Source organism: Fibrobacter succinogenes, from assembly GCF_902779965.1.
In the GTDB taxonomy this organism is placed as follows: domain Bacteria; phylum Fibrobacterota; class Fibrobacteria; order Fibrobacterales; family Fibrobacteraceae; genus Fibrobacter; species Fibrobacter succinogenes_F.
The window spans coordinates 1-7,817 of sequence record NZ_CACZDK010000063.1; the positions used below are offsets into that span (position 1 = coordinate 1).

Sequence of the window (7,817 nt, forward strand, 5' to 3'; positions counted from 1 at the left end):
GGGCCTCGGTAGATGAGGACGTGCTTCTCGCCGTGCCACTCGCGGACGAACTGCGTACCGGGCAGGAGGGACTCTCGTCCCTTGCGCCGTTCCTCGCGCCTCTCGAGCGAGGCGTTGAGGACGGCGGCGGTGGCATCGGAGATGCGGAGGTTGTAGTGCTCCTCCTGGAGGCGGTAGATCGCCTCCTGCCGGAGGGTCGCGGTGCAGCGCGTCGGGCTGCCCGTGAAGAATCGGGCGTACTTGGTGAGTATCTGGTTCGCGTTCATTTTTTGAATCGCGGCGATCTCGGCAAGCATGGTATGTGGCGGTTGTGTCATCAGAGCTTTTCCTTTACGGTGTGACATTACACCATACTGTTTCTGGAATATCCAGTCGGGTTATCGACTTTCTGCGTAAAGTGGCTTGGGACTTCGGTTCCGTTTGTAGGCTTGTATCTGTTCATGGGGATGTTTATTGCCGCTTGAAAAAATTTCCCCGTAAAATTGAATCCGCTCAAAAAAATTGCGTAGTTGCGACTTACATTTTCGGCCGATTTTTGATATAATTAACACTGCATTTTTGCGATATTAGACCTTCGCAAGAAGACAAAGGAAAAAATGGCAAAAAAACAGAAGAGTAAAGCGGGCAAGGAGAAGCCTACAGGAACGAGCAAAACACAGCCCGTTCGGCGTAAGCGCATCAAAGGGAAGCGCCCCGAAATTCCCGCTCTTGACGAAAAGCCCTGGGCGATTTTTGACAACCTCCCAGACGAGCAAGATTGCCCGTGGACTCATGTGAGTTTGTTTTCAGGCTGTGGCGGCTTTGATCTGGGGTTGCGGGCAGCGGGCTTCAGGACGATCTTTGCAAACGACTTCAATGAATCGGCAGCCGAGACCCACAAGAATAACCTTGGTGAGATCCTCGTTGAGGATATTCGTAAAGTCACCTTCCCTGAACTTCAACGCCCAGATTTACTGACAGCAGGATTTCCATGCCAGCCTTTCTCAAACGCCGGCCTTCGCAAGGGGACCAAGGACGAACGGGGCGACCTTTATCTTTCCGCTTTAAATGCCGTACGACTTCTTAACCCAAGGACTGTAATCTTTGAGAACGTAAGGGGGCTCCTGTCATCGAAACACGAGGGGCGGCGCGTCATTGAAATCATCGTTGAGAACTTGCACGATCTTGGATATTCGGTAAACTTTTCTCTTGTCGATGCGTCAAAGCACAATGTCCCATCGCAGCGTTTACGCGTCTTGATCGTTGGTGTGCATAGAAATGAGAATCTTGGTCGGTTCGCCTTCCCCGAGCCGACGATCCGTCCTGAATTAGCTTTGAAGAATATCATTTTTGACATTCCGAAGGAGGGTGTGACGGGTGTAAATGAGGTCATCACATATTCACCACAAGCGGAAGCACTTGAAAAGCACATACCAGAGGGTGGTAGTTGGCGCGATATCCCAGACAGATTTCTGCCAGAGCGGATGAAGAAAATCAAGAAGAACATAGTAAGATACCATTATCCCAGGTTCTATCAAAGGTGTGACCGCGATGAAATCGCTGGCACCATAACTGCCTCATTCCAACCTGAAAAAGCAGGCGTTTTCCATCCAAGAAAGCACAGAGCGTTATCTGTCCGCGAAGTTGCACGGATTCAGACCTTCCCAGATTGGTTTGAGTTCTTCGGCATGACATCTTCAAAGTACCTTCAGATAGGGAATGCCGTGCCGCCGCGCCTTGCATATGAAATCGGCATCCAACTTGACCGTGTACTTCATGGCGAGGATCTTTTGGCGAATAAAACCTTTATTCGGTTTGAAGATTTTGTCTCGTCAACAAAGGTACTTCATCTTTCTGATCGAGACGTTGTCTGCGAGTAAGGAGGCCTCCATGTACTTGAATCACACACTCGTACTCGAATCTTTCATGCGGCTTCGCACTAATAATCTATCGGGACAAAAAGGGAAAACACCGATGGAGCGGACGTCAAGCCTAATGATTACGCTTGCGCTGGATGCCACGACGAAACGTTTTGGAGTCCAGACTCTGAACGTGGATTTTTCAAAGGCTACCACAAAAACCATGCGTCAAGCGTTCAGCCTTGAGTACGAGAAACTGGTATCGGTTAAGAAAGCCGATAATGGCAGCATACAAAGCGTCTACGAGTTAGGGTTCGTTCATGTTGGGGGTAAAGACCCTGCGCAAAGGATGTCATCAAATTTCCTAACCACTCATGTTGTCGCGGCCACTAAGTCGGAAACAGAATTTGAATACCCACATCGCCCAGCACCATTACTGCACCTTGGAAAAGTTGCTACTGGTCTTCCATATGGGATACAACTCCACCGTGCATGGAAATCCGGAATGATGGAGCACCTCGGTGATGTGTCAAGCACAACTCCATTTACCGACCTTGCCATGTTTTGCCTCCGCTTTGACAATGCAGAGCCAAAAGATTCGCTATCTGACACATTGTCATCAATGCTGCACGAGAAATTCTCGAAGGACATGGCAGACTTTTGGGCTTCAAAGATCAAAGCAGAAAGGCTGTTTGCCAAGCACCTTAAGATCGATGAATTCATGGAAGAAAAACTTGTTGATTCATTGGCAACAATGAACAACGCACAGAATCGTAGAGCCGAACTCATGAAGTACGACAAAGCACAACTTGTCGAAATAATACTTCGCGGCGAAGGATTTAAGTGATAGTTATTTAGGAGGCAGAAAAATGAGCAAAACAGCGTTCATGTGTTCAGACCCGCACATCACCAGCCGTCTCTACAACGGAAGGAGACTTCCCGTCTACGAGTGCAAGGTTGATATCAACATGATAAATGGCTGGGTCGACAACCCTCGAATTGAAGTCGAGAAGAGACGTTTCCAAGCCACTCATGGAATGCGCGAGTTAACTCAAGACGAGGTTTTCGACATAATGAAAAACACCGCCGAATTCAAACTCGCAGATCTCCGCGATGATATCCTGAAGAATGGCTTACGTGAACCGCTGACGCTTTCGTGGTCTGGTCGACTTCTCGATGGCAACCGTCGCTTCTTTGCTTTGAAATACGCACTGGAGTCCATGTCGCCGACAGACCCTAATCGGCAAGATTTGGAAAAAGTCCCGGCCTACGTTCTGCTCGCGGATGCATCCGAAGAAGATGAGCAGAATGTGCTAGTCGAAGAAAATTTCTCGGCATCACTAAAACTTGAATGGCCGGATTACGTGAAAGCCCAAATGGTGGTCAATGCCTATCGCAATGGTGCGGGTCTCGATGAACGCCAGATAGCCAAGAAATTCGGATGGAGTAAACAGAAGGTCATCGAGGCACTTAAGATTGACGAAATCATCCAGAGTTTTATGACCTTCGCAACCGATCCTAAAGACCCGGAGGACGAAACGGGAGGTGGTCTTGGTTTATCCGAAACAGACGCTGAAAACATCTGCGCCAAGAATTACCAATACTTCAATGAAGCCAAGAAATCATTTGCAAACCAGTTAAAGACAGAACCGGACTTCGCTATTCAGTTCTTTAAGTGGATTTACGAAGGAAAATTCTCAAGCTTCCCGGAAGTGCGTATCGCCTACAAGGCCTGGAATAGCCCAGAAGCAAAAGCTGCACTCATGCAGCCCGACCCTACGGCGGCCAAGTCTGCAAAAGCCATCATAGATTATAACTCCCGCGTTGTTAAGACCAACGATGAAATTGAAGGTCGAATTGTGAACTTCACAAGATTCATTGAAGGGATTAGCGTAGCGCAATTGCAGTCTGTCTCCGAAGAGGCTAAAAATAGTTTCCGGCGAATGATTGTAACCTTCAACAGCCTTCTTGACACCGTAGAAGCAACACGATGACGGCGTCTGTCCAAGATGACACAATCGTGTTGTCATGCACGGGGGTGGAGTTTATTCGTGCGCGAGCAACTTTATGTTCGCTGATAGGCGGCAAGTGCCGTGTTGAAAGAGGGAGAATATTTCTGCCGCTTAATTGCGCGGATTTGGTTCTTGACCATTTCCCGGAAATACGATGTCCCGAGTTGGAGTCGAGAAGAGGTGCTCTTGATTTACACTTTGCGGCGGTAGTTAAAGCAAATTCCGATTTCGCACAGGCGCGCATTGATCGTGTCGCAGCCCCTTGGTGTGACACACTTGACATTCCGCAGCAATATGCGGTCAATGCAATGATCTGCCCCAACCTTCGCGGGGCTTGCCTGTTTGATGAACAGGGAACTGGCAAAACTGTAATGACGATTGCTGCATTCGATTTACTCGTCTCATATGGCGAGGTGTCGCGGATGATTGTGGTTGCGCCCAAAAGTATGCTTGGCGGATGGGAAAAAGATTTCATTCGCTTTACCCAAGACAAGTATCGAATCGGCATCGTTGAAGGCAGCACTGAAGAGAAGCGTACGGTTGTTGATTCATGCCCCGATGTACTCATCGTTAATTACGAGGGGATGTCGAATGTGCTGGTATTGCTTAAGGCTATTGCAAAGCAGTCTAAAGTAATGCTTTCCATTGACGAATCCTACTATGCCAAAAATCCTAATGCCGTGCGTTCGTCTTTGCTGCAGGAGTTGAGACCTTTTTGTGTCAAAGGATATGTGTTGTGCGGAACGCCCGCCCCTCGAACTCCATATGATCTTATAAACCAAGTTACCCTCGCGGATGATGGATTTGCATTCGCTGGATTTACAAAGGGTGCCTCTGAAGATGCAGACAGGGATCGCATCAAAAATATCGTGCAGACACGCGCTGTAGTGATAAGGCGTCTTAAAAAAGCCGTTCTTAAGGACGTGCCAGAAAAAAACTTTGAGATTGTCAGAGTCGCACTCACAGGTCGACAGCGGGAGATGTACGACAAGGCCAGAGATCAATTGTTGGTAGAGCTGAAATCCTTGGACAACAGAACCTTCAAGAAGAGGCTTACAAGCTATTTTCAGAAGAGGGCGTCTCTTCTTGAAATATGCGCTACGCCAAGAATGGTTGATCCGCTTTTTACCGCGCCTTCCGCTAAACTTGTGAAATTGATCCAATTGGTAGAGAGCCTTGTTGTCCAGAAAAGAAAGGTATTGATCTGGACTTGCTTCAGAAGCAGCGTTGACGAAATCAAGGAGGCACTCGCACATTACTCACCATTGGTAATCGATGGCTCTGTAACGAGCAGCTCGGAAAGATCCCTTGCGGTAGAGCGGTTTCAAACTGATTCTTCATTCATGGTAATGATTGCGAACCCAGCCGCCGCTGGCGCAGGCATAACACTTCATGCCTCTCACGATGCGATTTATTATTCTTACACTAATCAAGCCGCTCATTATCTTCAGTCGCTTGACAGAATCCATCGAAGAGGCCAACTTGCACCGACCGTCAATTACTATATGTTGATTTCGGAAAATACGATTGAAGAAAACGAGGTGAAGCGGTTGCGGCAACGCGAGATCGCACAACACGACCTTCTGGGTGACGTGATCCCGTGGCCAGAATCGCTGGATCAGGCTCTTGCTGAATTAACAGCACCGGGGGTTTGATATGACTTGTCATGCGTGGATCGTCCCAGAGTCATGGTTGAATCTTTTGGATTCGCATGGAGGCGTATCATCATGTTATTCCGTCCCCGTCGACTTAATTGCTTCGTGGGAGGAACTTGCCGGTACGACTCTTTTTATTGTTGCGCGTGGTAAGTTGTCTGACTTTATTTTTTCCCGTATTTTTATCGACTCTGTAGACGTTGGCGTTGATGACAGCGATTCTCCCAAGGAGTATCTCCTCAACGTGAACGTTGCGAAGTCTTTAAGAATCTCCCGCATAAACAATCCGCAGGATATTCGCGATTTCGCACTGGATGATTTAATGGGAAAGCCATATGGGTTTCATCGGTTGAGTGATGCGGAGTATCAATCGCTCAACAAAGTAATTGGCGGTGGTTGTAAAATCCTTTTTACCCATGTTCCCGACAACATATTGAATAGGATTGACCCTCCAGTTCAATTGTGCGGAGCCGTGTTCGCTCCGATGATCATCCTAAAGGAGGTTCTATCTCGATTTTCTCTTCCAGAAATGTGGGGGAGCATCAAATTTCCAGATCCAGCGGCTAATTTTGCGTCCCACTATCTTCGGAAGCATCCCGAATTTCTCTCGTCTGGTACTGTCGATGAAAGCCTTGAAATCCTTAAGGGTTTTTCATCGCCATGTCTAACTACAAATTCTAATTTTTCTGACAAGGATGGCGGTCCCCATAAACTCAAAGTAGCCGCAGCACCATTACAATCAGTCGACATTTCGTTAACGCCTATTGATCCTAACGACATTAAAGTCAGGCACTTTGCTTCTCATGTGCAGAACATATCGGTTGATGAAGTGATGCGGAAAACCGAATCTGCCGAAAGACGGCATCAAGAGATGTTGCGGGACATTTCAGAACACCTGATTGACATTGGAGTTACCCCATACCAGTCAGATTCGATAGATCTCGCCATCAAACGGCACAACAAGACAATACTATTTGAGCTGAAATCGATTTCCGCGAGCAATCTTGTCGCTCAAGCTTCAAAGGGTGTTTTTCAACTGCTCTACTATTCACAAATGCTCAATGAGTGCGATATCCCGGTAGGCGAAATGTATCTTGTTGTCGAAGCAGGGAATTCATTACCCGTCCTCAAACTGATTGCAACAATCGTAGCAAAGGCTGGTGCCAAGATGCTTTTGTATGATGTAAGCAAGGCATGGCCAAATCGCCTCTCTGTCGTTCCGCATTCAAACAGTCTTGATCTAAATCTATTTTCATTCGACTAACTTAGGTGTTTAACATGGCCAGACAAATTGATGTAAACGTTTGTGCCCTGATGAGCAGATGCCCTGTGCAAGTTGCAGCATCAGCCAGGACTGCCGCAAAACGCGAAGGAGTTACCTTGAGTGCGTATATCGCAAGACTGATTAAGAGGTCGGTCGTGAATATAAGCCCTGATGAAGAATCGTTAGATTGGATGGCGAGGCGAATCTCCTTAAACGAGGAACAGCGGAAACGTGCTGATGAGTTGACTGCTATGGGGAAATACAAAACGAAGCACCCCAAAAAGCGTGGACGCCCTCCAAAGGTAAAGACGCCCCAACTCACGACCGCACTTATTTAACGGCCTGTTTTAGAATGCTCTGCACTTGATTCTGTCTGCAAGAACCTGGTATAGTGTTCGGCAAAGGAGACAATCGATGAATTACAGCCAGTATTTTGAGACAGAAATGAAAAAGCTGCTTGTTGGCACACCACTTGAAAAGAGCGAAGTCCAATTTCTTTCTTACGTTGAGGATGAAGAGCTCACAATTGCATTCGACATAATTGGCGGAGAATGTGATGTTGCAACCCAAGACAAGATCCTCGAATACCTTAAGGGGCTTGGTCTTACCATTGATGGTTTTGGCGAGCAGTTAGGAATACCACCGACAGATGGGTTTCGAGTGTACACAACGAGCAAGTTTCGTAGCCTTGCTGAATTCTGCAAGGACGGTCGAATTGCGATCAATTCGGACTTGTAGAACACCTGCCGCGTTCTAAACGAACCCCCATCCGAAAGTCGGGGGAGTTTCGGACTAACCTCGACCAAACCCTTGTAAAATGGGGGGTTGAGCAAGTCCGAAACTTTCGGACGAGACTTTTGGACTAAATAGGAAAAGTTCCGTTTTAGAAACAAGAGGAGACTTTGACGGCACGGTGCGGTCCCTATTTGCACACGCACCTCAAAATCCCGAAAGCAAAAAGCCCCCGTTTTATTGGGGGTTTCTCGCTTGATTTTGTTAGCCCGGAGTTTCGGACTAAATGCTTGTCCCTATTTTGATGGTGGAGGTG

General features: G+C 47.6%; 8 protein-coding genes. 7 read left to right on the plus strand and 1 reads right to left on the minus strand.

All coding sequences use genetic code 11. The annotated features are described in order from the left end of the window. A partial coding sequence (locus tag HUF13_RS16830) for a DUF2924 domain-containing protein (RefSeq protein WP_173476185.1) occupies window positions 1-344 on the minus strand: 344 nt, incomplete at its 3' end. Window positions 345-596: 252 nt separating this feature from the next. Here HUF13_RS16830 and HUF13_RS16835 point away from each other — a divergent pair. From HUF13_RS16835 to HUF13_RS16865, 7 genes are all read left to right on the plus strand, one after another. Next, complete coding sequence (locus tag HUF13_RS16835; protein WP_173476186.1) at window positions 597-1,859, plus strand: DNA cytosine methyltransferase; 1,263 nt, start codon at window positions 597-599, stop codon at window positions 1,857-1,859. A gap of 10 nt (window positions 1,860-1,869) precedes the next feature. Further along, on the plus strand, window positions 1,870-2,685 hold the full coding sequence (locus HUF13_RS16840) for a hypothetical protein (protein ID WP_173476187.1): 816 nt from the start codon (window positions 1,870-1,872) through the stop codon (window positions 2,683-2,685). Window positions 2,686-2,707: 22 nt separating this feature from the next. Next, a complete protein-coding gene (locus tag HUF13_RS16845) occupies window positions 2,708-3,832 on the plus strand; it encodes a ParB/RepB/Spo0J family partition protein (protein WP_173476188.1) in 1,125 nt (374 codons plus the stop codon). After that, window positions 3,829-5,505, plus strand: coding sequence for a DEAD/DEAH box helicase (locus HUF13_RS16850; protein ID WP_173476189.1), 1,677 nt, complete (start codon window positions 3,829-3,831; stop codon window positions 5,503-5,505). Before HUF13_RS16845 ends, HUF13_RS16850 begins: the two co-directional genes overlap by 4 nt. Before the next feature lie 37 nt (window positions 5,506-5,542). Further along, window positions 5,543-6,769 carry a hypothetical protein gene (locus HUF13_RS16855; protein ID WP_173476190.1) on the plus strand — a complete coding sequence of 409 codons (1,227 nt, stop codon included), beginning with the start codon at window positions 5,543-5,545 and terminating at the stop codon, window positions 6,767-6,769. Between the two features lie 116 nt (window positions 6,770-6,885). Continuing rightward, window positions 6,886-7,107, plus strand: a complete 222-nt coding sequence (locus HUF13_RS16860; protein WP_173476191.1) for a hypothetical protein — start codon at window positions 6,886-6,888, stop codon at window positions 7,105-7,107. Between the two features lie 76 nt (window positions 7,108-7,183). After that, the gene (locus tag HUF13_RS16865; protein WP_173476192.1) at window positions 7,184-7,507 is read left to right on the plus strand and encodes a hypothetical protein; all 324 of its coding nucleotides are present in this window, start codon (window positions 7,184-7,186) and stop codon (window positions 7,505-7,507) included. Window positions 7,508-7,817: the final 310 nt, after the last annotated feature.